This is a genomic window from Sphingomonas hominis (assembly GCF_013328205.1).
Classification (GTDB): Bacteria; Pseudomonadota; Alphaproteobacteria; order Sphingomonadales; family Sphingomonadaceae; genus Sphingomonas; species Sphingomonas hominis.
Genome location: NZ_JABULH010000007.1, coordinates 53292 through 78035 on the forward strand (window position 1 = coordinate 53292; position 24744 = coordinate 78035).

Genomic DNA, 24744 nt, shown 5'->3' on the forward strand with positions numbered 1-24744 from the left:
GATGCTTGCCCCGTTGAAGGTTATGGGTTGGTAGTGCTGTCGGTCACGTGCGGACGCCTACCGTCTCAGGCAGGCGAGGATCGCTGCCACCACGGCGCCGGTCTCGGCCACATCGCGCACCTTGACGACGTCCACACCGGCCTCAACAACGGGATAATCGTTCCCGCCAGGGTAGGTCGCGTCGCCGATAAAGAGCATTCCGGCTAAAGGAACGCCGGCTTCCTTGCTCAGCCGGTTGAGGCCGTAGCCCTTATCGACTCCGGCGCGTGTTACGTCGATCGATGTCGTGCCGCCCAGGTTTATCGACAGGTCCGGCAGGTTAGCGCGGAGAGCCGTCTGCAGCGCGATCCGCTTGGTACGGTTCGGGTCCCATGCCTCCTTCTCCTTGAGCGGAGCAGCCTGACCCAAGCCGGAGAAGGTGATTTGGCTTCCTCGATCCTCAATCCGTTCCCCCCAGATGTGCTCGTCGGCGAGACCGGCATCGGCGAGCGCCTGATCGAAGGCGGTGCGTATGCTTGCCTTCTCCGCCTGATCGAACAGTTCTGCATAGATGATCCGCCACCCACCGTTCACGAAGCGGTAAAGTTTGGTACCGGTAGTGGGCATCAACCATAGTCGTTCGCGCGCGGTGCCTTTCGGTAACCGCGAAGCCACCTGCTTATCGAATTGCGGCCAGTCGCCACCTGAAATCACCGCCACGTCAACGACGTCGAGCAGGCGGGCGAGTGTCGCTGCCATCTCCTCCGACAAAGGACGTTTGCTTTCCGCAAGCGTCCCATCGAGATCGAACACGATCAGCCATTTCATGAGCCGGTTCCTTCACCGTCGCGGTTGCGCAGATCATTGTGGAGAGTGGTCGCGGCGATCGCGGCATGGCCCATGGCGACGCTGATCTGATCGAGCGACATGACGATGTCGCCGGCTGCATAGACGCCTGTGACGCTGGTTCGCTGCTTGGCATCGACGACGATGCAATGATCGTTGCCCAGATCAGCGCCGAGCTGCCGCGCGAGCGCGTTGTTGCTGTCTGACCCCAGCGCCGGATATACGGTGTCGAACCCATGTTCGTCCCCGCTGGTCAGCGTGACGATTGCACGGTCCTCGAAGGCGATAGAGGCCATCGGGGTGTCGACGACGCGAATCCCTGCCCCCCACAGGTTGGCGCGATCGGTCGAGGTAAGCGTCGTGCGGATATGAGGAATTAGCGTCACATTTTCCGAAAAGGTGCGCAGGAACAATGCCTCGGCCACGCCGTGGGTATCGGCGCCGATCACGCCGATCGCCTGTCCGCGCGCCTCGTATCCGTCGCAGACCGGGCAATAGCGCAGCAGGCCACGATCGAGCGCATCGCGGTGCGCGTCACTCTCGATCGCGGGGCGGCGGTTCTCGACGCCAGTTGCGAGCAGCACCGCGCGAGAATGGAGCTTAATTCCACTGCCCGCGGCCACGAAGTTTTCGCCATCACGGGTGATGGTATCGGCCCGCCCCAGGACGATCGAAGCGCCGTAGCGCTTCGCCTGATCGCGCATCCGATCGAGCAGCGCACTGCCGCCTATCCCGTCGGGAAAGCCGGCATGGTTGTGCGAGATCGGTATCCATTTGGCGCGGCTGTGTCCCTCGTCGATCACGACGATGCGACGCAGGTAGCGGGCGAGATAGATCGCCGCCGTGAGGCCCGCCGGTCCGCCACCGACGATTAATGCGTCGTGGCGATCCGTCGTCATACTGCTAGCTTTGCTGGGTCACGATAGGCCAGCAACCGAAGTGCATTAACGACGACCAGCAGGGTCGATCCTTCGTGAACAGCCACCGCCGGGCCGATGCCAAGGCCCAGGATCGTCGCCGGCACGAGAAAGGCGACGACGCCGAGGCTCACGAAGACGTTCTGCCGGATAATGCCGCGGGTGTGGCGGCTCAAGCCGACCGCGAATGGCAGATGAGCCAAATCATCGGCCATCAGGGCGACGTCGGCCGTTTCCAGCGCGACGTCGGAACCCGCCGCGCCCATGGCGATGCCGACTGTGGCGCTCGCCATGGCTGGCGCGTCGTTTACGCCATCGCCCACCATCGCGACCTTGTCCTCGCCAGCGAGCTTCTTGATCGCGGCAACCTTGTCTTCCGGCATGAGGTCGCCCCATGCCTCGTCGATCCCGACGTCATTGGCGATTGCTTCAGCAACCTTTTGGTGATCGCCGGAGATCATTATCATCCGCGACACGCCCATGTCGTGCAGCCGGCGCAGTGCGGTCTTGGCAGCTTCGCGAGGGGTGTCCATGAGGCCAATCGCACCCAGGTCGCGATCCCCTTTGCGTACCACCATCGTCGTGCGGCCGTTTTCACGCAGTCGCGCGATTGCATCCTGCGCCCCCTGCCCCAGCGCCGGAATGCTTTCCGTTCCGAACATCTCGGCCTTGCCAATCCACACCGTCTCGCCATCGACGTTAGCGGTGACGCCCTGACCGGTCAGGCTCTTGAGATCGCCGGCAGCGGGCAAGGTGCGGCCATTTAGGCGTTCGCGACCGTCCTTAACGATTGCTTGGGCCAACGGATGATCGCTCAGTGCCTCAACAGCGACGGCGAGCGCGAGCAGTTCGCCCTCTTCGGTGCCGTCGACAGGAACGATGTCAGTGATGCGCGGTCGCCCTTCGGTCAGAGTGCCGGTCTTGTCGAAAGCGATTGCCTTCAAGGAACCGAGATTTTCCAAGGGCGCGCCGCCCTTCACCAGCACGCCGCCGCGCGCTGCTCGCGCCACGCCCGACAGCACTGCGCTCGGCGTCGCGATCGCAAGCGCACAGGGGCTTGCCGCCACCAGTACCGCCATCGCGCGGTAGAAGCTGTCACGGAACGGCTCGTCGACCACGACCCAGGCAAACAGCAGTAGGACCGAAAGGATCAGGACCGCGGGCACGAAGACCCGCTCGAAGCGATCGGTAAAGCGCTGCGTCGGCGACTTCTGCGTCTCCGCTTCGCTCACCATCTTTACAACCTTGGCCAGCGCGCTTTCATTGGAGCGGCGCGTCACCTCGATCTCGATCGCGCCGCCGCCATTGATCGTACCGGCAAATACCCGGCTCTCCGCGTCAACCGCATCGGGCTTGGTGCGTGCGGCCGCCGCGTCCGCCACCGGCACCTTGTCGACCGGTATGCTTTCGCCCGTCACCGGGGCCTGGTTGATTGCGCTCGTGCCCTTGATGACAAAGCCGTCGGCGGGCAGGCGCTCGTTCGGGCGCACGATGGCAATATCTCCGACGACCATCTGTTCGACCGGGATTTCGCTGGTCGCCCCGTCGCGCCGCACGGTTGCAGTTTCGGGGGCGAGCTTCGCCAACGCCTCGATCGCCTTCTTGGCGCGGCCCATTGCATAATGCTCAAGCGCATGGCCGAGACTAAACAGAAACAGGAGCAGTGCACCCTCGGCCCATGCTCCTAGCGCAGCAGCGCCGGCGGCAGCGACCAACATCAGGGTGTCGATCTCGAACTTTTTAAGCCGGAGATTGTCGATCGCTTCCCGTAGGGTAAAGAACCCACCGAAGAAATAGGCCGCGATATAGCAAGCGGTCGGCAGCCAACCCGGCGCGCCGGCGATCAGCTTCTCGATGGCATAGCCAATCCCTAACAGCGCGCCGCAGGCGAGTGCAAAGATCAGCTCGGTGTTGGGGCCAAGAAACTCGGTATGGCTATGGTCGTGACCATCGCCGGGGCCATGGTTCTCCTGGCCCGCCCCGTGGCCACCGGGATTGTGGTCGTGACCGGCATGGTCGTCGGCCGCGACCCGCTTTCCCACACCGACCTTCAGTTTGCGAAGCGCAGCCCGCACCTCCTCTTCGGTGGTTTCGCGGCGATCATACTCGACCCGAACCGAGCCGCTGGTGCTGGCGCTTGCCTGCACCACGCCGGGCAAAGCGCACAGCGCGTCGCTGATCGTGCGGGCACGGCGTTCGTGATTGATACCCTTCACCTGCCAGATTGCATGACCGAAGCGTTCGGTAATTTCGGCCCCCGCAGCTCGCACCATTTCACGCAATCGCGGCAGCGGCAGCTTGGCCGCGTCGAAATGAATGCACAGCGCCGCGGGCGTGTCGCCATCGACGCAGATCACATGAGCCCGCTCGACGCCTTCGCGCTTCGACAAGGTTGATACTAAACGGTCTAGGCAAGCGTCAGCTGCGTCAGGGAGGTCCGGCAACAGCACTGGAATATCGAGTTCGAGCTTGTCGTTCATGACGACCTCCTTTCGCTTTTCTTGGTTTCGGCGCGTGCGTCGCGCAGGATCTCAATCCCACCTTTGATGGCGATGATCGCCGTCGCGAAGCCGACCAGCAGGTCCGGCCAGTTGGTGCCCAGCCACAACACCAGCACGCCAGCGATCAGGATGCCGCCATTCGAGATGAAGTCGTTGAAGCTGAAGGTGGTCGCTGCCCGGAGATTGACGTCCGGATCCTTGAGACGCTGGAGCAGCCGAAGACAGGCGTAGTTCACGACGCCCGCAATCGCCGACATGACCATCATGGTAGGACCGATCGGCTCGCTGCCCTGGATGTAGCGTCGGGCAACGTCGAGCAGGATGCCGCCCGCGAAGATCAGCAGCATGACGCCCGAGGCCATCGCGGCGCGGGTCTTCCATGTCTGCCCCCGCGTGAGCGCGACGAGACTTAATCCATAGACAGCCGTATCAGACAAATTATCGACGCCGTTAGCGATGAGCGCGCTGGAGTCCGCAAAGAAGCCGGACACGAAAAAGCCCGCCGCGATCGCCGCGTTAAGCAATAGGACGATCCAGAGTGTGCGGCGCTCTTGCCCGCCGTTATTGTCATTGGTCGGGATCATCCCATCATCTCCTCAAGCGTCAGCAGAGCTAGGAAGCCTACAAAGAACATGGAGCTGATGAGCGGCGTGTCCTGCTTCTCGTGCGCCTCCGCCAGCAGCTCTTCGGTGACGAGGTAGAGTAGCGCCATCAGCCCAAAGCTGAGGAAGCCAGCGATCATGACCGGCGAGAGTGTGGCGACCGGTACGGCCGCCAACGCGCCGACCGGCAGCAGCAGGGCCAACGCCGAGACGATCACGATGATGCGCAGGCGCGAGCGATAGGTTTCCGCCAACTCGCTGGTCAGCGTCAGTCCCAGGAACAGCACTTCTAGCGTCAGCGCGATTGTCAGTAGGAAACCCGCCTTCTCACCCGCGATGAACGCGAGGCCGAGCACGAGCCCGTCGACCAGAATGTCGATGCCGATCGCGGCCAACAGCGCCATCGGCCCTTGGAAGCGGGCCTCGAATGCCTGGAGCCCCAGCATGGTCGCGACGCCCGCCGCCCCGCCGATCAGCGTTGCGCTGGGTGAAGCCTCATGCTTGACCTGGGGAAGGATCTCGGTCGCTGCCGCGGCGAACACGACCCCGGCCGCGAGATGCTGGAGGCCCGCCACGAGGCCGGGCTTCAACTTGGTACGGCTCGCGACGATCGCGCCGAGCACGACCGCCAGTACAGGCGCAAGTGTGTAAAGCAGTGCCCGCATACTCTACCGCTTCTCCGGAGTTCGGTGACAGACGCTGATCTTCCCGCGTCTCATGAAGGCGATTGCCCCGCCCGCTACGACGGCCCGCGACTGGTCGCCGCGAAACTCCTCGCCGGTTCGTTGTGCGCGCAAGATTTCTGTCCTGCCGTTGGGCAGCCAAGTGACGGCCATCTTCAGGCCATCGTCGATGAAGTCGACATCGGCGCGCGCGCCGTCGTCGCAGTACATGATGCGCTGTGCGATCAGCTTCTCCGTCAGATGCTTTTCATGCGCCGGCTCGGTTGGCTGGGTCGGCGCCGGATTGCACGCCGCTACAGCCAAGCCAGCGGCCATAATGGCGCTGAGGGGCACGATCGTCCGACCGGACAGATGCAGCCAGGCGCGCATCGCCCTTACCACAGCACGCCGTGGACCGGCTTCAATGGCTCGGGGGCCGGCAGTCCCGCCGTCTGAAGAAGATCGATCTCGATCGTGCGGCACATGGCGCTCAGCGGCACGTCATGGACGCTATTGGCGAACGGATCGGTCAAATCCTCGCCGATGCTGAGCACTGCGAGAAACACGAGGCCGATCAGCGTCGATCCTATCGGAGTGGCAAGGCCAAGGGATTCGACCAGCGCGATCGGCAGAAGGACGCAAAAGACTCGCGTGAAGAGGTTTGGGAAAAACCGAAAGCCATTGGGCAGCGGCGTGTTCTTAATCCGCTCCATGCCGCCCTGCGCATTGGCGATATCGATCAGGACGCTTTCGACGGTGGCTTGCTGAATCGCGTTGATCCGCCCGTCCGCAAGCGCGTCAGCATAAATGTCTGATATATCTTCTAGCAGTGCATTGGCCGGGTTTCTCCGGACCGTTGCATGATCGGCGACCCATGTTCCCGTTACGCGCGCAATCTCATCATATGGGTTTTGATGGCGAAGCTGGTTACGCAAACTATGTGCATAGGCAATCTGCCGGAAGATGACGTCCTGTCGCAGCCTCTTTGTTGGCGGCTCAGCCTTTGTAAGGCTATGAGTAATCCGTGCAAGATTGCGCGACGCATTGATGAGCCCGCCCCATAATGTACGGGCCTCCCACCAACGCGCATAAGCAGCGTTGGTTCGAAATCCCATGAACAACGCAATAGCCGTACCGAATAACGCTATCGGTAGGGGCGGCTCCTTGATCGGAGTCATTATGTGGAATGCTGTTACCGCCACGTCCCACACGAACAGGATCGTGAGTGGCTTCCACACCTCAATAATGATCTGCCTAAATCGTGGCCTTGTGCCGACAATCATACCAGTTTCGCCTAATTCCCCGCGATCATCCGATCGGCATGTTCATGATATCTTGATAAGCTGACAGCAGCTTGTTCCGGACTTGCAGGGTTGCCTCGAAAGTAATGGATGCCCGGCTCTGGATGAGCGCGACGGTCGCAATGTCGGTGGTCTCACCACGTTCATAAGCCTCGGTGACGACATCCTCTTGTTCTTGGGTCTCGTTGACCTTCGCGACCACGGCATTGAGGGTGTCGGCAAAACTGGACGCTGGAGCCGTTGGTGTTATGCTTGGCGGCGCCGCCGGTTGTGCCTCGCGCAAGGCACGGCTTCGCGCGATCACTTCGGCGCGAATGGCCATCACATTCGAGATCGACGTGTCAGACATCGCTTCTCTCCCGTTGCAGTGCGACATATCGAAAGACGGGGCGGTTCATCCGGTGCCCTCCCGTTCGCAAGTCCGGATCTGGCCATCGCCTTCCACGATGGTGAGCTGCGACCCCTTGAAGGTCACGGTGGCTGTCTCGCCGACATATTGCAGGCCCTGCGCTGGTGCAGTCAGCGTCATGGGCGGCTCGCTGATCGAGCGCCGCAAGTCGATCTGAAGGCCGTCATCCTTGTAATCGACGAACAACTGTTCCCCGTCGGAACAGCGATAGGGATGCCGCCCCATTTCCCCCGTTACTACGGCGCTGTCGGACGAATGAATTTGCTGTTCGGTTGGGGGGGCTGGCGGCTTGCTTTCTGAGCAAGCCGCCAGCCCGACAACGAGTATGAGGGCGGGCAGCGTCCTGCGGACTTTCATCGCGCCTTCCTCCTGTAGCGAGAGGAGACACGTTGACGATTGATCCCACGGGCAGGCTGACCCACCCGCCAGCGCAAGTAGGTTGCGAGGCGATCGTCAGCCTCGATCATCAGGGACCGAAGGCGGCGCAACATCATCGCCGCGAACGGCACAGAGAGCGTCCCGCGCAGCGTGCAGCTATGCGTTAGCTTGGTGCCGCCATCGTCGCCTGCCAGTTCGTACCGCTCTTCGAGCGTGAACAGATAAGGAATGCCGCAGGACCAAGCGAAGGCGTGCGGCTTGTCCAATTGATCGATCCGTGCCGGCGTCCGAATTGGCCGGGTGATGCCCTGGATCGCAAAGGTGCATTCCGTGTCGCCGAGCTGACACGGGTTATCAAGTAATACGAGCGGGCTCCAAGCCCGGCGATGATCCGGATCGGTGAGTGCCGACCAGACGCGCAGTGGCCCGCCGTGAAGCATCGAGCTGGTTATGGTGCGAGGCATATCCCCATCTCCAAGAGATGGGCGGGGCGATCACGGATCACCCCGCCCATCCATCAGGCCAAGTCGTTCACGAAGGTCTGACCGTGATCGTCCCCTTCATGCTCCTCATTGTAGTGCTCGGGCTTCTCGATCACTTTCTGTCCGAACCGGGCATAGAGTGTCGGAAGCACGAACAGCGTCAGCAGCGTCGCCGAGATGAGGCCACCGATGACAACCGTCGCCAACGGCTTCTGCACCTCCGCGCCCGCACCTTCGCCCAGTGCCATGGGCACAAAGCCCAGGCTTGCGACGAGCGCGGTCATGACGACTGGCCGCAGACGCTGCATCGCGCCGACATGGGCCGCCTCTTCCCGGGATAGTCCCGATCGGATCAGGTCCTGGATCGAGCTGACCATGACGAGGCCGTTGAGGACCGCGATGCCCGACAGCGCAATAAAACCTACCGCGGCTGAGATCGAGAAGTCCATGCCACGGACGAACAGCAGCAGGACGCCGCCCACCAGCGCAAAGGGCACGCCGGTGAACACGATCGCGGCATCGCGAACCGATCCCAATGCGCCATAAAGGAGTAGCAGTATCAGGATAAAGCAGGCCGGAATGACCAGCTTCAGCCGATCGCTCGCCGACTTCAGGTTCTCGAACTGACCACCCCATTCGAGATAGGTGCCGGCAGGCAGCCGGACCTGGCTGCCGATCGTCGTTTGAGCATCGGCGACCACCGATCCGACGTCGCGACCACGCACGTTGGCCTGCACCACGACACGCCGCTTGCCATTCTCGCGGCTGATCTGATTGGGACCATCGACGACCTTGATATCGGCAACACTGGAAAGCGGCACATAGCCGCCCCCGGCCACCGGAACCTGTACCTGTTCGAGCAGGCCCAGGTCGGCGCGCTGCGCTTCGGACAAGCGGATCACCACCGGGAAGCGGCGGTCCCCTTCGAAGATCTGGCCAGAGGTTCGACCACCAAGCGTAGCAGTTACGGTATCCTGTACATCCTGCGCAGTGACGCCCAAACGCGCCATCGCATCGCGATTGACCCGAATGTCGAGCATGGGCAGGCCCGTCGTCTGTTCGACCTTCACGTCCGCTGCGCCCTGCGTCTTGCGCAGCACCGCAGCGATCTGCTCTGCCGTCCGGTTCATCTGATTGAAGTCGTCACCGAACACCTTCACCGCGATGTCGCCGCGGACGCCAGCGATCAGCTCGTTGAAGCGCATTTGGATAGGCTGAGTGATCTCATAGGCATTGCCCGGAATCTTCGCGAGCTTACCCTCGATCCGGCTCACCAACTCCTCCTTGGGAAGCTCGGGGTCCGGCCAATCCTTGCGCGGCTTCAGGATGACGAACATGTCGGTTGCGTTGGGCGGCATGGGATCGGCCGCCAGCTCGGCAGTGCCGGTCTTGGAGTAGACGAACTGCACCTCCGGCTGCTTTGACATCATTCGTTCGATCGGTACCTGCATCGCCTGGCTCTGCTGGACCGAGGTCGCCGGAATGCGGAGCGACTGAATCAACAAGTCGCCTTCATCGAGCTGTGGCAGGAACACCGAACCAAGTGTGGTGAAGGCCAGCGCCGCCACCACCAAGCTTCCGACACTCGCCCCGATTGTCAGCGTCGGGCGTCTCATCGCCTGGTCGAGACCGGGTTCATAGCGCTTCTTGAGCCACGTGATAATGCGGCCGTCCTTCTCCTCCACCTTCTTCGACAGCCAGATTGCGATCATGGCCGGCACGAAGGTGAGAGAGAGGATGAAGGCGAAGGCGAGCGCGATGATGACGGTCAGCGCCATCGGCACGAACGTCTTACCCTCCACGCCGGTCAGCGTGAGCAGCGGCACGTAGACGAGGATGATGATCGCCTGGCCGTAGACCGAAGGCCGAATCATCTCGCGCGCAGCGGCTGCCACGGTCGCGAGCCGCTCTTTGACGGTCAGCAATCTGCCTTCATGGTGCTGTTGTTCGGCAAGCCGCCTCAGCGCGTTTTCGACGATGATGACGGCGCCATCGACGATCAGACCGAAGTCCAAGGCACCAAGGCTCATCAGATTGGCGGAAACGCCGGCACGCAGCATCCCGAAGCCCGTCAGCATCATGGTGATCGGGATCACCAACGCTGCGATCAGCGCGGCGCGGAAGTTTCCGAGCAGCAGGAAGAGCACGACGATGACCAGCACCGCGCCTTCCGACAGGTTCTTCGCGACCGTCTTGATCGTCGAATTGACCAGCTCGGTGCGATTCAGCACCGGCTGAATTACGACGTCAGGGGGCAGCGAGGCGTTGATTGTCTTCAGTTTCTCGGCGACAGCGGTTGATACAATGCGGCTGTTCTCGCCGATCCGCATGATCGCGGTCCCGACGACAACCTCCGTGCCGTTCTCCGATGCCGACCCCATGCGGATCGCCTGACCCGTCTTAATAGTCGCTACTTGTTCGACCGTGATCGGCACGCCGTTACGTGTCGCGATCACGGTCCTGGCCAACTCGCTGGCGTTGCGAACGAGCGCATCCGAGCGAACAGCCAGACCTTCGCCATTGCGATTGACGAATCCACCCCCGACGCTGGTGTTGTTGCGCTCGAGCGCATTGCCCAGATCCGTCAGCGTGATGCCGAGCGAGGCCAGCTTCTGCACGTCGGGCACAACGAGGAATTGCTTGGCGTAACCGCCAATCGAATCGACGCCGGCAAGGCCCGGGGTGTTCTTGAGAAGCGGCGTTACGATCCAGTCCTGCGCGGTACGCAGGTAGGTCGCCTTGTCCTCTTCGGTCGTCAGTCGCTCGCCCTCTGGCGTGATGTAACTGCCATCGGGCTGCTGGCCCGGTTCACCGGGCTTATGCTTGTCATCCGCACGGTGCTCGAGCCGGACAGTGTACATGTACACCTCGCCCAGTCCGGTTGCGATCGGACCCATTTCGGGGTTCACGCCATCGGGCAGATTCTCTTGCACGCCCTGCAGACGCTCACCCACCTGCTGGCGGGCGAAATAGATGTCTGTCGCGTCCGAGAAGACGGCGGTGATCTGGGCAAAGCCGTTGCGGCTCAGCGACCGGGTATATTCGAGGCCCGGGGTGCCGGCGAGCGCGGTTTCGATCGGGAACGACACCTGCTTCTCGACCAATTCAGGCGAAAGGGCGGGCGCGCGGACGTTGATCTGGACCTGATTGTTGGTGATGTCCGGCACCGCGTCGATCGGTAGCCGGTAAAGGGAAAATGCGCCGATGGCGGCGACGATGACGGTGAGGAGCAGGACAAGCCAGCGCTTCTCGACCGCCCATGTGACGATGCGGGCGATCATGGCTTAATCCTCGTGGCTCGCTTCGCCCTTGCCGATTTCGGCCTTGAGCGTGAAGCTTCCGGTGGTGGCGATCTGTTCGTTGCCGGTAAGTCCCGACCGAACGATGACCGTATCACCCGATGCATCGCCGAGCTGGACTGCGGTCGCCTTGAAGCCAGTGGGCGTGCGCACGAACACGACCGACTTGCCCTCGAAACTCTGGACTGCCGTCGTTGGCACGCGGATCGCTCCACTGCCACCGCTGCCCGTGAGCTGGACGGCTGCCGTTACAGGCTCACCGACTCGCCATTCGCCACCGCGATTGTCGAGCGTGGCGAGCGCCGGCACGAGGCGCGTCTGCGGATCGAGCGCCGGCGACACAAAGGTGATGCGGGCGGTTGCCTGACGGCCCGCCGCCTTGACCAGCACTGAGTTTCCGGGACGAACCCGGCCCGCATCTTCGGCCTTCAAGTTGAGCGCAATCGACACCTGGCTCAAATTAGCGATGCGATAGAGTTCGGCATCCGCTGCCACCGTCTGTCCCAGCGTCACGGGACGCGCGATGATCTGACCCGAAATTGGCGCTGCGATGCCGAGCCGGTTGAGACCAGCTCCCCCGACACCTGCCGCCGATACCGTACTTTGCGCCTGCGTCAGCGCGATCCGTGCTTCCGTCGCGGCCGTACGGGCCGCGATCAGATCCTGCTCCGGCGACACACGCTGGGCAAACAGACGCTGTTCACGCGCGAGATTCGAGTTGGCGAGCTGGAGCCGCGCACGCGCCGCTTCGACCTCGCCCTTAATCTGAGCCGCCTCACGGCTCTCGATAATTGCGATGGTCTGGCCACGACCGACCGACTGTCCAAGGTTGCGCGTCAGCGCGACCACGCGGCCCGCGATCGCGGCGGAAACAACCTGTGTTCCCTGCGGATCACCCTCGATGATCGCAGGAAGCTCGATCGTCCCGGCTCCGCCGATGATCGGCCGTCCGACCTGCACGCCCGCTGCGGCGATCTGGTCGGCGCCCAGCACGACTACACCCTCATCGGCATGACCGCCTTCGGCACTGGTCTTTTCCGCGCCTGCTCCCGCTTCGTTACCGGCTGTGGCAGTGGCGGTTGCATCGTTCCCGGCATCCTTGCCGCCACAGGCAGCCAACAGCAGGGCGAGCGACGCCGCGCTCGCAAGATAAAAGCTCTTCATCACTGATTTCCCCCATTGGGCGCTGGCGCGGTCAGTCGCTCCACCTGCGCGCGGGCATTCTGGTAGTTGGCAAGCGCGTCGATCGCGGCGACCCGCGTTTCAGCGAGTGTCCGCTCCGCATCGAGCAGTTCGAGCTGGCCAAATTTGCCCTCCCGATAGCCGATCCGCGCAATGCGGGCGGCCTCCTGGGCGGCCGCCAGCGCCGGCCCCGACGCAGCGCGCGCGGTCGTCGCGGCATTGGCCGCCTGCGCCTGCGCGTCCGTGATCGCCTGCTCGATGTCGAGCGCGGTGACGCGACGCTGGGCATCCGCCTGCGTCCGCTGCGCAGTCGCCTGCGCGATGGCCGCGCGGCCATTGTTGAACACCGGGATCGGAATCGACAGCGTGAACACCGCCGCCATGTCATTCGTCGCTTCCAAACGGCGGATCGCAGGACCGACGTTTAGATCAGGAACCCGGTTGGCGCGCGCGAGCCGCACGCCGGCTTGGGCGATCGTAAAATCCGCATTCGCTGCCGCCAGCGCCAAGGTGCCGGCGGCGTCTATAGGGACTATCGGTCCGTAGACGCCCGTGTTGGGCAGACGATCGAGCAACGTGTCGTCTAGCGCGCCGTCAATCGGTCGCGCGATCCGGCGCGCCAGATTGGCGCGAGCCGCCTCAGCCAAGCGAAGCTGCCGCTCCACATTTGCTTCGGCATTGATGCGGGCGACGTCAGCGCGTTGTTGCTCCAGCGGGGAAGCGCGTCCTGCCTGCACTCGCACGCTTGCGGCGCGCAGTGCGTCGCTGGCGATCCGGGCCTGGTCGCGCGCTGTTGCCACACGCCGATCTGCCGCGACGGCTTCGACATAAAGCTGCGTCACCTGAAGCCGAACGTCCGCGGCGATGATCGCAGCCTGGATCTCGGCCCGGGACAATTGCGCATTGGCAACGGCGACGCGGGCGCCGCGCTTGCCCCCTAGCTCGATCGGGATTGCGAAGCCAACCGTGGATTCCGCGCTGCGAACGCCCCGGTATGGTCCCGATCCAATGACGTTCTCAACCTGACCCTGGACCACTGGATTGGGCCGCAATCCCGCGACAGTGCGGCCGGCACGTGCTGCTTCGATCGCGGCAGTGGCTGCGTCCGCCGCAGGGGCCGAGCCGCCTGCTGCACTAACCGCCTGGTCGAGCGTGTAAACCGGCGCGTCCCGCGCGACAGGCGCGGACGATCCGACCTGCGCCTGCGCCATCGAGGCGCATGACGCTGCGGCCAGCATGGCCACGAGGATACGATGCATGAAAATATAACTCCTGACGATAATCGACAGGGCGCGCCAACGCGCGCCCAAATCGGACGTCAGGCTTGGGGGGGCCTCAAATCGACCATACCGGTGCGCCCGTTGAGCGACGCGGAAGCAGAGATTGTCGGCTTGGGTGCCGTGAGGACGTGCGCATGTTCGATTGTAGCGCGCATGGGCGCACCGACGTCGTGTCCGTGACAATAATTGTGATGGTGCGGGACGTTCTTGTCCGAATCCGACGGCACCTCATCGATGTCACCAGCGGTATGAATGGTGAACTCAACGCCCGCGATGCTGCCCCCCGCCAAATCAGCGGCATGAGCCATACCGGAGAAGCTGGTCAGCGCCAGCATCAGGCATGTCAGGAAAGGCAAAAAGGTTCGCACGAACCCGCCCCTAACACGGATGCGTTTCCATGTCATTGCAATAACTCGCGTGCCGGTGCCTTCGCGACACGCCATGCCGGGATCGCTTCACTCAGCACCCGCCATGCGGACCGTAGGAAGATCAGGGCGATGATCCCCCCGATTGCGATGTCGGGCCAGGCCGATCCGGTCAGGCCGACCAGACCCGCCGCCACCAGCACGCCAATATTGGAGGCGACATCGTTGCGAGAGCACTCGAACGTGCTCGACATATTCACATTCTCAGCCCGAAACTGCCACAGCAGCGCGAGACAGATGAGGTTCGCGGCGAGCGCGATCCCGCCGAAGGTCAGCATCAGCGACGATGACGGAGGCACGCCGTTCACGATCTTGTCGCCAATCTCCACGATCACCGCCAGACCGAAGGCGAGGATGATGCCGCCCTTTGCGAGCGCCGCGCCCGCTTCCCAGCGGGCGCCGCGTTTCAGCGCGTAGAGACTGAGCGCATAGACGACCGCGTCGCCGAACATGTCGACCGAATCCGCCATCAGCGCCGACGACCGGGCCACAAGCCCGCCGCCGAACTCGGCAACGAACATGGCAAGATTGATGAGCATGACCGCGATCAGCACGCGCCGCTGGCTGGCCTTGCGGCCTAGTTCAGCGATCGTGTCGCGCTTTGCTGAGCAACAATGGTCGGCCATGTCCTACTCGATTCGCCGTTCGGACCCCTTATATGAACCCTCATCCCACTAGAGGGTCAAGCACTTATGAAGATCGGTGAGATCGCCAAGCAAACCGGCCTCAAGATCGAGACGGTGCGCTTCTACGAAACAGAGGGGTTGATCGCCCCGCCGGAGCGCAGTGGAGGCAATTACCGCCTCTACAACAGCACGCACCTAAACCGACTTTCCTTCATCAAGCGGGCACGGGATCTCGGTTTCACGCTCGATCAGGTCCGTGACCTGCTCCGCCTTGCGGACGATCCGCGGGGATCATGCGATGAGGTCGATGCAATAGCCGAACTTCACATCCAGGAAATCGACCGCAAGCTGGCAGACCTTACCGTCTTACGAAGCGAGCTGGTGCGATGGGGCAGCCAGTGCGATGCCTCGACCATCGCCGAATGTAAGTTGATCGATGCGCTCACGTCGGTCAGGGCCAGCGCCTCAACCTAATATCTACCGGCAAATGGATGCGCCGGGCTGACACAAGCCAAGCGGGCGCGACCCTGCCGGGCACGGCTCTATCGGCCTGACGGCCGACCGAGCCACCGTGCCGGCGTCTCGGCCCATGCGGGTGACGATCCTCGCGTGAAGTGTGCCACGTGACACACCTGCTGCCCGCGCAGATGCGCGGATGTCGGTTCTCGGCGCCGCGGCCCTCCCCCGGAGGCCCGCCAGCGCGGGGAACACCAGGGCTGCTGCCCTTTCGTTCCCGAAGGAAAATAGACGGCCCCGTGTGGTCCGCCAAGCGCGGCACCCGACGCCCTGGGGGGCGTCGGCCGCGCTAGGGCGGCCTGCCCGCGCCAAGGCCATCGATTTTCTTCCTCCCTCCCCGTCCCGCTCCTCGCCGGAGAGGCAGACCCGGTTGCTGCGGCAACCGGCTTTCAGCCGCAGGAAGAAGGAGGAAAGAGAATGGCTTACACCCGATACAAGGGCGATCCCTACTGGAAACGAGCCAAGGTGGACGGGACCAGCGCGGACGGCACCCCCTACCGCCGTGGCGAGCGCGTGTTCTTCTATCCCCGCACCGGCGCGACCTACGCGGGCGACGGCGCGACGCGCGCATCGGCCGAGTTCGACGAACTCGCAAGCCTCGAAGGCTGACCCCTCCCCCATCCGAATAAACACAGATCACGGAGCATCATCATGGGTATCATCACCGTCAAGCTGTCGCAGCTTCGCCTTTCCCCGCTCAACCAGCGCCGCGTGAAGCCGTCTGCCGTCGAGAGCATGGCCGACGACATCGCCGCACACGGCCTGTTGCAGAACCTTGTAGCCTATGAGGACGAGGGCCTGTTCTATGTGTTCGCCGGTGGGCGACGCTATCGCGGCCTCAAGGAACTGGCGAAGCGCAAGCGGATCAAGAATAGCGACACCTTCCCCGTCGAGGTCCGCACCAAGGAAGAGGCCATCGAACTGTCGCTCGCGGAGAACTTCCAGCGCGAGGACATGCACCCGGCAGACAGCATCCGCGCCTTCGCGGCGCTCCGCGACACCGGCATGGACGCCGAGGAAATCGCGGCCCGGTTCGGTCAGGCGGTCAGCTTCGTCTATAAGATGCTTCGCCTTTCCGCGCTCGCACCGGCGCTGATCGACCTGATCGCCAAGGACCAACTGTCGCTTGAGGCGGCGCGCGCGCTCACCCTCACCGACGACCATGACCAACAGGTGAAGGTCTGCAAGGCGGCGAACGGCCATGCCCACACCATCCGGCGGATGCTCACCACCGAGAAGGTGGACACCACCAGCGGCGCGTTCATCTTTGTCGGGCGCGACGCCTATGAGGCGAAGGGCGGGACGATCACGGTGGACCTGTTCAGCCAAGGGGCCGAAGGCTTTGCCGACCAGCCCGAGCTTGTGCAGGAAATGGCCGAGGACAAGCTGGACGCCATCGCGGACGAGTATCGCGCGATCGGTTGGCATGAGGTCCGCGCCACGCTGGACCGGCCCTACGATCTTTACATGAAGGGCAGCCTGTATCCGGCCACGCGCGAGCCGACCGAGGCCGAGGCCGAACGGCTTGCCGCCATCGATGCCGAGATCGAGGCCATCGCTGAGAAGGAAGGCGAGGACAGCGTGGCGATCGAGCCGCTGTCCGACGAACGGGACGCCATCACCGAGGGCTTGCGCGGTTTCAACCCCGAGCAGGTGGCAGTCGGGGGGGTGGCGCTATGGGTTTCGCATGACGGGTCGCTCGGCAAGAGCTTCTATCGTGCGAAGGCCGAGCCGAAGCCCAAGGCGGCAACCGGCGAACCGCAACCGCTCTATAGCAACAGCCTTGTCGCCGACCTGTCGCGGATCAAGACCCGCATCGTGCAGGAGGCGGTCGCAGCCGACCCGGCACTGGCGCTCGACGTGCTGCTGGACAGCCTCGCAGGCCAGCTACTCCACGGCGCGCACAGCTATCAGATGGCGATCGACGTGCAGGCCAAGAGCATCGCGACCGATGTTGCCGACGACTTGATGGCGACCAGCGACGTGCGGGAGGTCGAGGAAACGATGGCCGACCGCTTCGCGTCGATCCCCGCAAAAGGGCGGTTCGAGGTGATCCGCGCCATGAGCCAAGACGACAAGCTGGCGCTGCTTGCCGGGTTGGTGGCGATGACGGTGGACGGCACCCTGTTCGCGGGCGGCGCTCCCGGTGCGCGTCATCATCACTTCGAGCAGGTAGCGCGCGCGACCGGCGTGGACATTGCGACCCGCTGGCAGGCCCCCATCGCCTTGTTCGACAAGATGCGCCGTGCGGCCCTGATCGACCTACTCCGCGCCGAGTGCGGCGATGCCAGCGCCGACAACTGCGCGACCATCAAGAAGAAGGCGGACTTGGCGGTCAACGTGTCGGGGCGACTCGCTGCGCATTGGCTCCCCGCGCCCATGCAGATCGGAGCGTTCGACCAGCCCGAGCGCGACGAACTGGACGATCCCGAAGCCGATGCCTTCGACGATGCCGAGAGCGAGGACATGGAGGCCGACGAAATGGCGTGACGGATGCGGGGGCGGTGACAATCGCCCCCCTTCCCCTCTTCCGTTTCACCCAGCAGCAGCCCCGTCGCCGGCGCGACAGCCATGCCCCGCATGGCCGTCGCGCCCGCTGCCCTTTCAGGCCCGCGGGCGCCGCCCGCCCACAAGGGACAGGCGGCGCCGATGCGACTTCCTGAGATATGTCCCTATCGTAGCTGATCGTCCGCGCCCAAAAGCAAAGGGCGGAAGATCGCTCTCCCGCCCCCTACTGGTGACGCTGGCGCAACTGCGCCGATGGTGCGGGGCCGGCCGCACCAGCAGACCAGCCAACGATCAGTGCCCAGACGGTCTCGAAAGAAACAGAACAGAGCTTCATCACATTAGTCACTGGGTTCAGGTTGGTGTTCTTGACCTTGTGCGCCTTGCGAGCGCGAGATTTTGAACGTGTAATCATAGGCAATCCCTCCATGAAAATGACGCTCGCGAAGCGAAGCGCCAGAGCCAAAAAGAGGGCACCGACAATCAGCCAGCCTGCGGGAGTTGAACCCCCCAGCACCCCGAAGCCATGAAGGCCGTCACCCATGTAGGCCGTGCGACGGTGTGTTCAACGCCGGGGGTGTGCCACGTGGCACAGGCATCGCGTAACCGAACAGATCGCGAAGCGCGCGACGCCGAAACGCATTGAACCAACGGCGACGGCGATGCTCGGCAGCGTCGTGGATCATGTGGCAGCGCTGGCAGAGCGCGGCGAGATTGCGCGGCGCGTTGTCGGTCGGATCGTGATTGAGATGCGCGCACGCGATATACACGCGCGTGATCCGCACGATCGCCGCGATGTCCGGTTCGGGCGGTCGAACCCGCCGCCCACGGCCATCGCGCCACTGACGCCGATCGCCGTCCCACCATCGCCCGTCGCCCAGGTGGAACACTCGCCGTCCATGCGGGCGCCGGCAATGCTCGCACTTTCCCTTTGCCCGACCGAACCGGATCAGCCGCGACAGCTCGGGCCAGTCGATGGGATAAAGCCAGCGATGTTCCGGCATGATCGGCATGACGATTCTATGAGTCAGAGCTGACCGGAACGAAAGCAGAAAATCCAATGCTGACCGCCAATAATGGCGGGCGTTGATTTGTAAGTGGGTCCGTCAGTCTCCTCCCATCGTGAGGGACGCGGCCCGCCGCCTCAAGGGATCAGCGGTTCCCCCAATTTGCTGCGCAAATCGGCTCCCCCTCTGCCCGGCAAGCCGGCCGCTCGCGGTCCCTGTGACCCGGCGTTCCGCGCCCCTCCCGTTGTCGTCGCCAATCACGGCAACACGGAGGTTTCCCATGTCCCATCACCGTCTGTTCGCGCAGCTCGAGTTCGAGCGAGCAGCGGGGCACGCTGCGCTAAAAGCCTTGGCCCAAGCCGTTGCACAATCCGACCAGTTTCGCGCCGATGGTCGCGATCGCGAGCCGATCCATTTCTGGGTTCTCGCCGGTGAGCTTGAAGAGGTCGTGCAGGATCGGCTGCGCGACGTGCTGGACGGCCCAGGTCTCGGCGTGGTCGAGCGCGGCGAGCTGTTCCATCAACCTCGGATCGTGGAGCTGGTGATCGCCGCGCGCGACGCCCGCACCGCGCCCTCCTGACGGGGCGCGCTCGCGGGGGACGATGATCCCGCGCTATGGCGTCGTCAGCTTCACCGCTATCTTCGTGGACGCTCCAAAATGCCGATCAAGCAACGCACGTCCCTCCGCGACCAATGTGAGGCGCTGGGCCTCCGCTTCCATCGGGTCGAGGTGCCGCGCGCCGCTGAAGGTTGGCTGGTACAGGACACATTCCACCGCCCCGAACACGCGGCAGCAGCGATGTTGAGAGCCGAGGGCTGGACCTGCGCGACGTGCGAAGGCGGGCCAATGCTCCTCTTGATGAAGGCCGCCTGCCTTGAACGGCTGATGGAGCTGAACAGCTTGGGGGCTGCCGATAGCCTCACCCGCTTTCTGGAGGCGCAATTCGTCATCAACGCCGATCATCTCGATAGCATCTTCGCCGCGATCGGCGCGGCAACAACGAACCAGGTTCGCCGAAACTTCGACGCGATCTACGCTGCCGGGGTCGATGAATATTACCCTGGCGTTTCCGGCGAGCTGATCGAGCAGCTTCACCATGCGCTCGGCTCCCGGCTCAGTAGCATCGCTCGTCGCTTCGCCGGCGACGCCTACTGCTACCGAGCGGGCTGGCCTGACATAACCGCGGTGCGCGACGGCACCGTTCTCTTCCGTGAAATCAAGACGACCGACAAACTGCATCGTTCGCAGATCGAGACCATCGGCAACGTCCTTCTCCCCGAAGGGCTCGACGTCGACGTTCTCCAACTCGCCGCGCCGAAGGCGCGATAAGCCCGACAGCGGTCGCCGCCTCACTGGCGAGCTGCGACCACCGGGGGGGAACGCCAAGGGCGCCGCCCTTTCGTTCCCGAACGACAATCGACCGCCCGTGTAATCCGCCAAGCGCGGCACCCGACGCATGATCGCCGGCCGCGCTAGGCGGCTCGCCCGCGCCAGCGGTAGATTCTCGCTCCCCCTCCCCATCCCGTCCTCGCCGGACAGGCAGGGCCGTGAGGCCGAGCGGCCTTGCGGCCCATGCCAGAAGGAGGATTACCATGCCGACCCCCGAGCAGATCGATACCATTCGTCAACTCAACGATGCGGCCCGTCAGCGCCCCGGTGCCGGGTCTATCGCCAACGTCACGAGCGGGTTTCAGGCCCTTCCCGATGCCGACCGTTTCGCGGCGCTCGCCACGATCATCGCGTTTTCCAAGTTCGACACCGACAACGATCCTTACGGCGAACACGATTTCGGGGCGGTCTATCGACTGGCAACCGGGATATGGACACAGGAGCGGCCGAGCGGCGACGCGGCCATCGCAGAGACCGTTTTCTGGAAAGTGGACTATTACGACCGCACCCTCACCAACGGCAGCGAAGCCCCTTGGGACGCGCAGCAGACCCAACGCGTTCTGACGATCATGCTGGCAAGCGAATACTGATCGCTCCATTCCGTCGATCCGCGCTCAAGCGAGCGCGGATCACGACGCATCGAAAGACGGCCAATTAGCGTGATTTGTTGAGAAATCGCCTTGGAAGGCGTAGGATCGACCACAGAAAGGATGACGCGATGGCCCAGATCGATCTCAAAACGCTGCGCGAGCGCATCCGCCAGATGGACTTCGAGCGCGGCACGCCCGAGCAGATTGCGCTTTGGCGCGAGGATGTCGCGGAATCGCGCGCTAATCTCGCCATCGAGGGCATGACGCCGACCATCGACGAGGACGCGATGTTCGCGCTGATGCTCGACGAGGGCGTTCCGCCCGCCGTCATGCCCACGATCATTCTCAGTCTCTACCGGCCTGGAACACACCAGATCGCTGCCTGACCTTGGCAAGCGATCCCTACACCTATCCCGGCACCGAGACGCTCCGAAACCGGCTCGGGATCACCGACGACAAGACCCTCACCGAGGCGGAGCGTAGATTGACCCTGGCGCGCGGCGCGGAGGCCGCGCGCCTGACCTTTCCGGCGAGCGCCGATGGCTACAGGGCGCTTCACAAGCACTTGTTTCAGGACCTGTACGATTGGGCGGGCCAAGACCGAACCGTCAACATCGCCAAGGGCGGATCGAGCTTCGCGGCGGTCCCCTATCTCGCGCGCGAACTCGACAAGCGGTTCGCGGAGGTAGGAGCACAGAGCGGCTTTCGCGGGCTTCCTCGAGACGAGTTTTTCGATCGGCTCGGCAACCACATCAACGAGATCAACGCCATTCACCCCTTCCGCGAAGGGAATGGACGCGCCATGCGCCACCACGCGGCGCAGCTCGCCCGCGAGGCCGGTCATCCGATCCGCATCGCCGCGATCGACAAGGATCGATGGATGGAGGCGTCGCGGCACGGCTTCCTGACCGGCGATCATCGCGGCATGGCCGCGGTCCTCTCGGCAGCGGCGATCAAGCGCGACCTCGCGCCCGAAGCGCGGATCGGCCCCGCCAGGATCGCCATGCTCCCCAAGCGCGCCCCGCCCGAGGGCCAACGCTACCGTGTGACGCTGACCAAGGCGCGTGAGGAGCTGGAACGCTATCTGCCGGCCGCGCGCCAGCAGGCGGCCGACCGCCTGCGCGGGCTGATAAAGGAAGGTGCGCCATCTGCCGCAATCGCCAACGCGCGCACCGAACTTGCGTATGTCCGCCACGCCAAGGGGCCGATCTACCAATCGCACCTTCTCACCTATCTCGGCGTCCGTCAGGTCGATGCCGTCGTGACGCCCCAGCAGACGCCATTGGAGCGAGTGCGGGAGATCGGCGCCGCACTCGGCGTCCAGATCAACAACCAGCAGCCGACGCAGCTTCAGCGCGCCGTGCGGTCGCTGGAGCGGCCGATCCTGCCCCCCGGCCACTCTCCGGGCCAGGAGCGCCTTGCCGAGCTATTCCTGAAGAACACCGCGGAGAAGAACCAAGCCGATCCCCGCCTCGCGCCTGCCCAGGCGATCGTCGACGCGGCCATGAAGACCGCGCGCGATCGGGGCGAGGCCGCGCGCATGGTGGGGACCATCGGGGAGTCGACGCGCCAGCTCGTCGCCGATCGGATCAAGACGGGAGGATCGCTGGACGGCGAAATCGGCCGCGCGTCCCCGACCCAGGCGCTGCGCGATAAGGACCGGAGCCGCTGACGGCGTCCGGTTATTCAGCCAACCGATCGATGATCGGGCAATCAGGCCGATCATCGCCGTGGCAGGCCTGGGCGAGGCCCGTAAGGGAGCGCCGCATAGCTTCCAGCGCACGCACCTTACGACCCAGCTCGGCAGCGCGCGCTTCCGCCAATGCCTTTACTTCGGCGCTCGACCGACCGCGATCCGACCACAGACCGAGCAGCGTGCGGATTTCCTCGACCGGGAATCCCAAGTCGCGCGCATTGGCGATGAACCGCAGCCGGTGAACATCGGCGTCATCATAGTCCCGGTAGCTCCCGCGCCGAGGCGGCGCGGGCACCAGGCCGATCTTCTCGTAATGACGGATCATGCGTTGGGAGACGCCGCTGGCGTCCGACGCCGCCCCGATGTTCACAGCTTCACCGCGTTGAGCCGCAGCGCGTTCAGAACGACGGTGAAGGACGAGAGCGCCATTGCCGCGCCCGCTAGCATGGGTGATAGCAACAGGCCGGCGACGGGGTAGAGCACGCCGGCCGCGATCGGCACGCCGATCCCATTGAACAGGAACGAGAAGAACAGGTTTTGCCGGATATTCCGCATCGTCGCGTGCGCGAGCTTGCGGGCGCGCACGATCGCCGAGAGATCGCCGCGCGTGAGCGTCATCCCGGCGCTTTCGATTGCCACGTCCGTGCCCGTGCCCATCGCCAGGCCAACATCGGCAGCCGCCAGTGCCGGCGCGTCGTTGATGCCGTCGCCAGCCATCGCCACTCGCGCGCCGCTCGATTTCAGCTCGGCAACGATCCGGGCCTTGTCCTCAGGCCGCAGATCGGCGCGCACGTCGTCGAGCCCACCCACGGCGCGCGCGACAGCATCGGCCGTCGTGCGATTATCGCCCGTCAGCATCACGACCCGAAGCCCCTCCTTACGGAGCGCGGCAATAGCCTCTCTAGCGCTGTCACGCACCGGATCGGCGACCGCGACCAGGCCGGCGAGCTGTCCGTCGACCGCGATCAGCATGACGCCCGCCCCTTCGCGCCTGCGACGGTCGGCGGCTTCCTCGAGCGGAGCGGGATCGGCCCCGATCCGGCGCAATTGAGCGGCGTTGCCGATCACGACCTGGCGGCCCTCCACCGTGGCGCTGACACCCAGCCCGGTTTGCGAGGCGAAATCCGCGACCGCGCCGAGCTGCACTCCGCGTTCCTTGGCGGCCGTGACGATCGCGTGGGCGAGCGGGTGTTCGGATTGCGCCTCGACCGCAGCGGCGAGCGCCAGCAGCTCGCCTTCCTCGATCGCGCCTGTCGCCTCGATGGCGACGAGCTTGGGCTTGCCTTCCGTCAATGTGCCCGTCTTGTCGATGACCAGCGTATCGACCTTCTCCAGCCCCTGCAGGGCCTCCGCATTTTTGACCAGCACGCCGGCGTGCGCGCCGCGCCCCGTGCCGACCATGATCGACATGGGCGTGGCGAGCCCGAGGGCGCAGGGACAGGCAATGACCAGGACGGCGATGGCATTGAGCAGGGCATGGCCCATGCGCGGCTCAGGGCCGACCAGCGACCAGATCACGAACGTCGCGATCGAGATGAGCACGACCAGCGGGACGAACCAGCCCGAGACGCGATCGGCGACCGCCTGAATTGGTGCACGGCTGCGCTGCGCTTCCGCGACCATCCGGACGATGCGGGCGAGCATCGTATCGGAGCCGACCGCGCGCGCCTCCATGACCAGGCTGCCCGTCGTATTGACGGTGCCCCCGGTGACGGGCGCGTCGACTTCCTTGACGACGGGCGCAGGCTCCCCGGTGAGCATGGACTCATCGACCGAGGACCGGCCCTCGACCACGACGCCATCGACCGGGATGGCTTCGCCGGGGCGGACCCGCAGCCGATCGCCCGCGGCCACGTCGGCAAGGCCGACTTCTTCCTCAGAGCCGTCCGAGCGCAACCGGCGCGCCGTCTTGGGGGCCAAGTCCATGAGCGCGCGGATCGCGCGCCCCGTCGCCGCCCTGGCGCGCAGTTCGAGCACCTGTCCGAGCAGCACCAGCGCCACGACGACGCCGGCCGCCTCATAATAGGGGGCACCTCAAGGTTTGTGGCACGGACAGCGGTAAGCTGAACAGGTGGCGAACAGGGCGGCTCAGGCCACCTTGGCTCCGGGTCCGCCGGCGATGTTGAGTGCGCGGTAGCCGTCTTGATCGAG

26 protein-coding genes and 1 pseudogene are annotated in these 24744 nt (G+C 64.3%); 8 read left to right on the top strand and 19 right to left on the bottom strand.

Going from position 1 to position 24744, the window contains the following annotated elements:
* Window positions 1–57: 57 nt before the first annotated feature.
* The 15 genes from HRV97_RS14750 to HRV97_RS14820 form a co-directional block, all read right to left on the bottom strand.
* Window positions 58–807 (bottom strand): HAD-IIB family hydrolase, encoded by a 750-nt coding sequence (locus HRV97_RS14750; protein WP_174195018.1) that lies wholly within the window; start codon window positions 805–807, stop codon window positions 58–60.
* Window positions 804–1724: an NAD(P)/FAD-dependent oxidoreductase gene (locus tag HRV97_RS14755; RefSeq protein ID WP_174195019.1), complete on the bottom strand. Its 921-nt coding sequence runs from the start codon at window positions 1722–1724 to the stop codon at window positions 804–806. Before HRV97_RS14755 ends, HRV97_RS14750 begins: the two co-directional genes overlap by 4 nt.
* Window positions 1721–4222, bottom strand: a complete 2502-nt coding sequence (locus HRV97_RS14760) for a heavy metal translocating P-type ATPase (RefSeq protein WP_174195020.1) — start codon at window positions 4220–4222, stop codon at window positions 1721–1723. The genes HRV97_RS14755 and HRV97_RS14760 overlap by 4 nt, the downstream gene beginning before the upstream one ends.
* Window positions 4219–4827, bottom strand: a complete 609-nt coding sequence (locus HRV97_RS14765; protein WP_174195021.1) for a cation diffusion facilitator family transporter — start codon at window positions 4825–4827, stop codon at window positions 4219–4221. The genes HRV97_RS14760 and HRV97_RS14765 overlap by 4 nt, the downstream gene beginning before the upstream one ends.
* Window positions 4824–5510, bottom strand: coding sequence for a ZIP family metal transporter (locus HRV97_RS14770; RefSeq protein ID WP_174195022.1), 687 nt, complete (start codon window positions 5508–5510; stop codon window positions 4824–4826). Before HRV97_RS14770 ends, HRV97_RS14765 begins: the two co-directional genes overlap by 4 nt.
* 3 nt (window positions 5511–5513) lie before the next feature.
* A complete protein-coding gene (locus tag HRV97_RS17465) occupies window positions 5514–5843 on the bottom strand; it encodes a hypothetical protein (protein WP_343044528.1) in 330 nt (109 codons plus the stop codon).
* A gap of 59 nt (window positions 5844–5902) precedes the next feature.
* Window positions 5903–6790 carry a bestrophin family protein gene (locus HRV97_RS14780; protein ID WP_174195023.1) on the bottom strand — a complete coding sequence of 296 codons (888 nt, stop codon included), beginning with the start codon at window positions 6788–6790 and terminating at the stop codon, window positions 5903–5905.
* A gap of 25 nt (window positions 6791–6815) precedes the next feature.
* A complete protein-coding gene (gene fliE, locus HRV97_RS14785) occupies window positions 6816–7157 on the bottom strand; it encodes a flagellar hook-basal body complex protein FliE (RefSeq protein ID WP_174195024.1) in 342 nt (113 codons plus the stop codon).
* Between the two features lie 45 nt (window positions 7158–7202).
* Complete coding sequence (locus tag HRV97_RS14790) at window positions 7203–7574, bottom strand: hypothetical protein (protein WP_174195025.1); 372 nt, start codon at window positions 7572–7574, stop codon at window positions 7203–7205.
* Complete coding sequence (locus tag HRV97_RS14795; protein WP_174195026.1) at window positions 7571–8059, bottom strand: SRPBCC family protein; 489 nt, start codon at window positions 8057–8059, stop codon at window positions 7571–7573. The genes HRV97_RS14790 and HRV97_RS14795 overlap by 4 nt, the downstream gene beginning before the upstream one ends.
* A gap of 53 nt (window positions 8060–8112) precedes the next feature.
* On the bottom strand, window positions 8113–11358 hold the full coding sequence (locus HRV97_RS14800) for an efflux RND transporter permease subunit (protein ID WP_174195027.1): 3246 nt from the start codon (window positions 11356–11358) through the stop codon (window positions 8113–8115).
* 3 nt (window positions 11359–11361) lie between these two features.
* Entirely contained in the window at window positions 11362–12540 is a 1179-nt protein-coding gene (locus HRV97_RS14805; RefSeq protein WP_174195028.1) for an efflux RND transporter periplasmic adaptor subunit, read from the bottom strand.
* The gene (locus tag HRV97_RS14810; protein WP_174195029.1) at window positions 12540–13817 is read right to left on the bottom strand and encodes a TolC family protein; all 1278 of its coding nucleotides are present in this window, start codon (window positions 13815–13817) and stop codon (window positions 12540–12542) included. Before HRV97_RS14810 ends, HRV97_RS14805 begins: the two co-directional genes overlap by 1 nt.
* Before the next feature lie 59 nt (window positions 13818–13876).
* Entirely contained in the window at window positions 13877–14173 is a 297-nt protein-coding gene (locus tag HRV97_RS14815) for a hypothetical protein (RefSeq protein WP_174195030.1), read from the bottom strand.
* Between the two features lie 65 nt (window positions 14174–14238).
* Window positions 14239–14889 (bottom strand): cation efflux transmembrane domain-containing protein, encoded by a 651-nt coding sequence (locus tag HRV97_RS14820; protein ID WP_174195031.1) that lies wholly within the window; start codon window positions 14887–14889, stop codon window positions 14239–14241.
* 66 nt (window positions 14890–14955) lie between these two features.
* On the opposite strand from HRV97_RS14820, the gene HRV97_RS14825 reads away from it, so the two are divergent.
* From HRV97_RS14825 to HRV97_RS14835, 3 genes are all read left to right on the top strand, one after another.
* Window positions 14956–15363: a MerR family transcriptional regulator gene (locus tag HRV97_RS14825; protein WP_174195032.1), complete on the top strand. Its 408-nt coding sequence runs from the start codon at window positions 14956–14958 to the stop codon at window positions 15361–15363.
* Window positions 15364–15822: 459 nt separating this feature from the next.
* The gene (locus HRV97_RS14830) at window positions 15823–16014 is read left to right on the top strand and encodes a hypothetical protein (protein ID WP_174195033.1); all 192 of its coding nucleotides are present in this window, start codon (window positions 15823–15825) and stop codon (window positions 16012–16014) included.
* 42 nt (window positions 16015–16056) lie between these two features.
* Window positions 16057–17895 (top strand): ParB/RepB/Spo0J family partition protein, encoded by a 1839-nt coding sequence (locus HRV97_RS14835; protein WP_174195034.1) that lies wholly within the window; start codon window positions 16057–16059, stop codon window positions 17893–17895.
* 241 nt (window positions 17896–18136) lie between these two features.
* Here the strand turns inward: HRV97_RS14835 and HRV97_RS14840 are convergent, their stop codons facing one another.
* The gene (locus tag HRV97_RS14840) at window positions 18137–18454 is read right to left on the bottom strand and encodes a hypothetical protein (RefSeq protein WP_174195035.1); all 318 of its coding nucleotides are present in this window, start codon (window positions 18452–18454) and stop codon (window positions 18137–18139) included.
* Complete coding sequence (locus tag HRV97_RS14845; RefSeq protein WP_246248774.1) at window positions 18447–18923, bottom strand: hypothetical protein; 477 nt, start codon at window positions 18921–18923, stop codon at window positions 18447–18449. The genes HRV97_RS14840 and HRV97_RS14845 overlap by 8 nt, the downstream gene beginning before the upstream one ends.
* 274 nt (window positions 18924–19197) lie before the next feature.
* Between HRV97_RS14845 and HRV97_RS14850 the strand changes: the two genes are divergently transcribed.
* The 5 genes from HRV97_RS14850 (at window position 19198) to HRV97_RS14870 (ending at window position 22569) form a co-directional block, all read left to right on the top strand.
* A complete protein-coding gene (locus HRV97_RS14850; protein WP_174195036.1) occupies window positions 19198–19497 on the top strand; it encodes a hypothetical protein in 300 nt (99 codons plus the stop codon).
* A 78-nt stretch (window positions 19498–19575) separates the two neighbouring features.
* Window positions 19576–20247: a VRR-NUC domain-containing protein gene (locus tag HRV97_RS14855; protein ID WP_174195037.1), complete on the top strand. Its 672-nt coding sequence runs from the start codon at window positions 19576–19578 to the stop codon at window positions 20245–20247.
* 263 nt (window positions 20248–20510) lie between these two features.
* Window positions 20511–20897, top strand: a complete 387-nt coding sequence (locus HRV97_RS14860; RefSeq protein WP_174195038.1) for a DUF3768 domain-containing protein — start codon at window positions 20511–20513, stop codon at window positions 20895–20897.
* 128 nt (window positions 20898–21025) lie between these two features.
* The gene (locus tag HRV97_RS14865; RefSeq protein WP_174195039.1) at window positions 21026–21283 is read left to right on the top strand and encodes a hypothetical protein; all 258 of its coding nucleotides are present in this window, start codon (window positions 21026–21028) and stop codon (window positions 21281–21283) included.
* A 2-nt stretch (window positions 21284–21285) separates the two neighbouring features.
* Complete coding sequence (locus tag HRV97_RS14870; RefSeq protein WP_174195040.1) at window positions 21286–22569, top strand: Fic/DOC family protein; 1284 nt, start codon at window positions 21286–21288, stop codon at window positions 22567–22569.
* A 10-nt stretch (window positions 22570–22579) separates the two neighbouring features.
* Here HRV97_RS14870 and cueR read toward each other — a convergent pair whose 3' ends face one another.
* Complete coding sequence (gene cueR / locus HRV97_RS14875) at window positions 22580–22963, bottom strand: Cu(I)-responsive transcriptional regulator (protein WP_066782022.1); 384 nt, start codon at window positions 22961–22963, stop codon at window positions 22580–22582.
* Window positions 22960–24618, bottom strand: a pseudogene (locus HRV97_RS14880) (copper-translocating P-type ATPase); the annotation flags it as partial. The pseudogene HRV97_RS14880 and the gene cueR, both read right to left, overlap by 4 nt.
* Window positions 24619–24744: the final 126 nt, after the last annotated feature.

Coding starts and splice junctions, on each gene's coding strand:
- HRV97_RS14750 (WP_174195018.1), bottom strand. CDS start 807: ATGAAATGGCTGATCGTGTTCGATCTCGATGGGACGCTTGCGGAAAGC.
- HRV97_RS14755 (WP_174195019.1), bottom strand. CDS start 1,724: ATGACGACGGATCGCCACGACGCATTAATCGTCGGTGGCGGACCGGCG.
- HRV97_RS14760 (WP_174195020.1), bottom strand. CDS start 4,222: ATGAACGACAAGCTCGAACTCGATATTCCAGTGCTGTTGCCGGACCTC.
- HRV97_RS14765 (WP_174195021.1), bottom strand. CDS start 4,827: ATGATCCCGACCAATGACAATAACGGCGGGCAAGAGCGCCGCACACTC.
- HRV97_RS14770 (WP_174195022.1), bottom strand. CDS start 5,510: ATGCGGGCACTGCTTTACACACTTGCGCCTGTACTGGCGGTCGTGCTC.
- HRV97_RS17465 (WP_343044528.1), bottom strand. CDS start 5,843: ATGGCCGCTGGCTTGGCTGTAGCGGCGTGCAATCCGGCGCCGACCCAG.
- HRV97_RS14780 (WP_174195023.1), bottom strand. CDS start 6,790: ATGATTGTCGGCACAAGGCCACGATTTAGGCAGATCATTATTGAGGTG.
- fliE (WP_174195024.1), bottom strand. CDS start 7,157: ATGTCTGACACGTCGATCTCGAATGTGATGGCCATTCGCGCCGAAGTG.
- HRV97_RS14790 (WP_174195025.1), bottom strand. CDS start 7,574: ATGAAAGTCCGCAGGACGCTGCCCGCCCTCATACTCGTTGTCGGGCTG.
- HRV97_RS14795 (WP_174195026.1), bottom strand. CDS start 8,059: ATGCCTCGCACCATAACCAGCTCGATGCTTCACGGCGGGCCACTGCGC.
- HRV97_RS14800 (WP_174195027.1), bottom strand. CDS start 11,358: ATGATCGCCCGCATCGTCACATGGGCGGTCGAGAAGCGCTGGCTTGTC.
- HRV97_RS14805 (WP_174195028.1), bottom strand. CDS start 12,540: ATGAAGAGCTTTTATCTTGCGAGCGCGGCGTCGCTCGCCCTGCTGTTG.
- HRV97_RS14810 (WP_174195029.1), bottom strand. CDS start 13,817: ATGCATCGTATCCTCGTGGCCATGCTGGCCGCAGCGTCATGCGCCTCG.
- HRV97_RS14815 (WP_174195030.1), bottom strand. CDS start 14,173: ATGCTGGCGCTGACCAGCTTCTCCGGTATGGCTCATGCCGCTGATTTG.
- HRV97_RS14820 (WP_174195031.1), bottom strand. CDS start 14,889: ATGGCCGACCATTGTTGCTCAGCAAAGCGCGACACGATCGCTGAACTA.
- HRV97_RS14825 (WP_174195032.1), top strand. CDS start 14,956: ATGAAGATCGGTGAGATCGCCAAGCAAACCGGCCTCAAGATCGAGACG.
- HRV97_RS14830 (WP_174195033.1), top strand. CDS start 15,823: ATGGCTTACACCCGATACAAGGGCGATCCCTACTGGAAACGAGCCAAG.
- HRV97_RS14835 (WP_174195034.1), top strand. CDS start 16,057: ATGGGTATCATCACCGTCAAGCTGTCGCAGCTTCGCCTTTCCCCGCTC.
- HRV97_RS14840 (WP_174195035.1), bottom strand. CDS start 18,454: ATGGGTGACGGCCTTCATGGCTTCGGGGTGCTGGGGGGTTCAACTCCC.
- HRV97_RS14845 (WP_246248774.1), bottom strand. CDS start 18,923: ATGCCGATCATGCCGGAACATCGCTGGCTTTATCCCATCGACTGGCCC.
- HRV97_RS14850 (WP_174195036.1), top strand. CDS start 19,198: ATGTCCCATCACCGTCTGTTCGCGCAGCTCGAGTTCGAGCGAGCAGCG.
- HRV97_RS14855 (WP_174195037.1), top strand. CDS start 19,576: ATGCCGATCAAGCAACGCACGTCCCTCCGCGACCAATGTGAGGCGCTG.
- HRV97_RS14860 (WP_174195038.1), top strand. CDS start 20,511: ATGCCGACCCCCGAGCAGATCGATACCATTCGTCAACTCAACGATGCG.
- HRV97_RS14865 (WP_174195039.1), top strand. CDS start 21,026: ATGGCCCAGATCGATCTCAAAACGCTGCGCGAGCGCATCCGCCAGATG.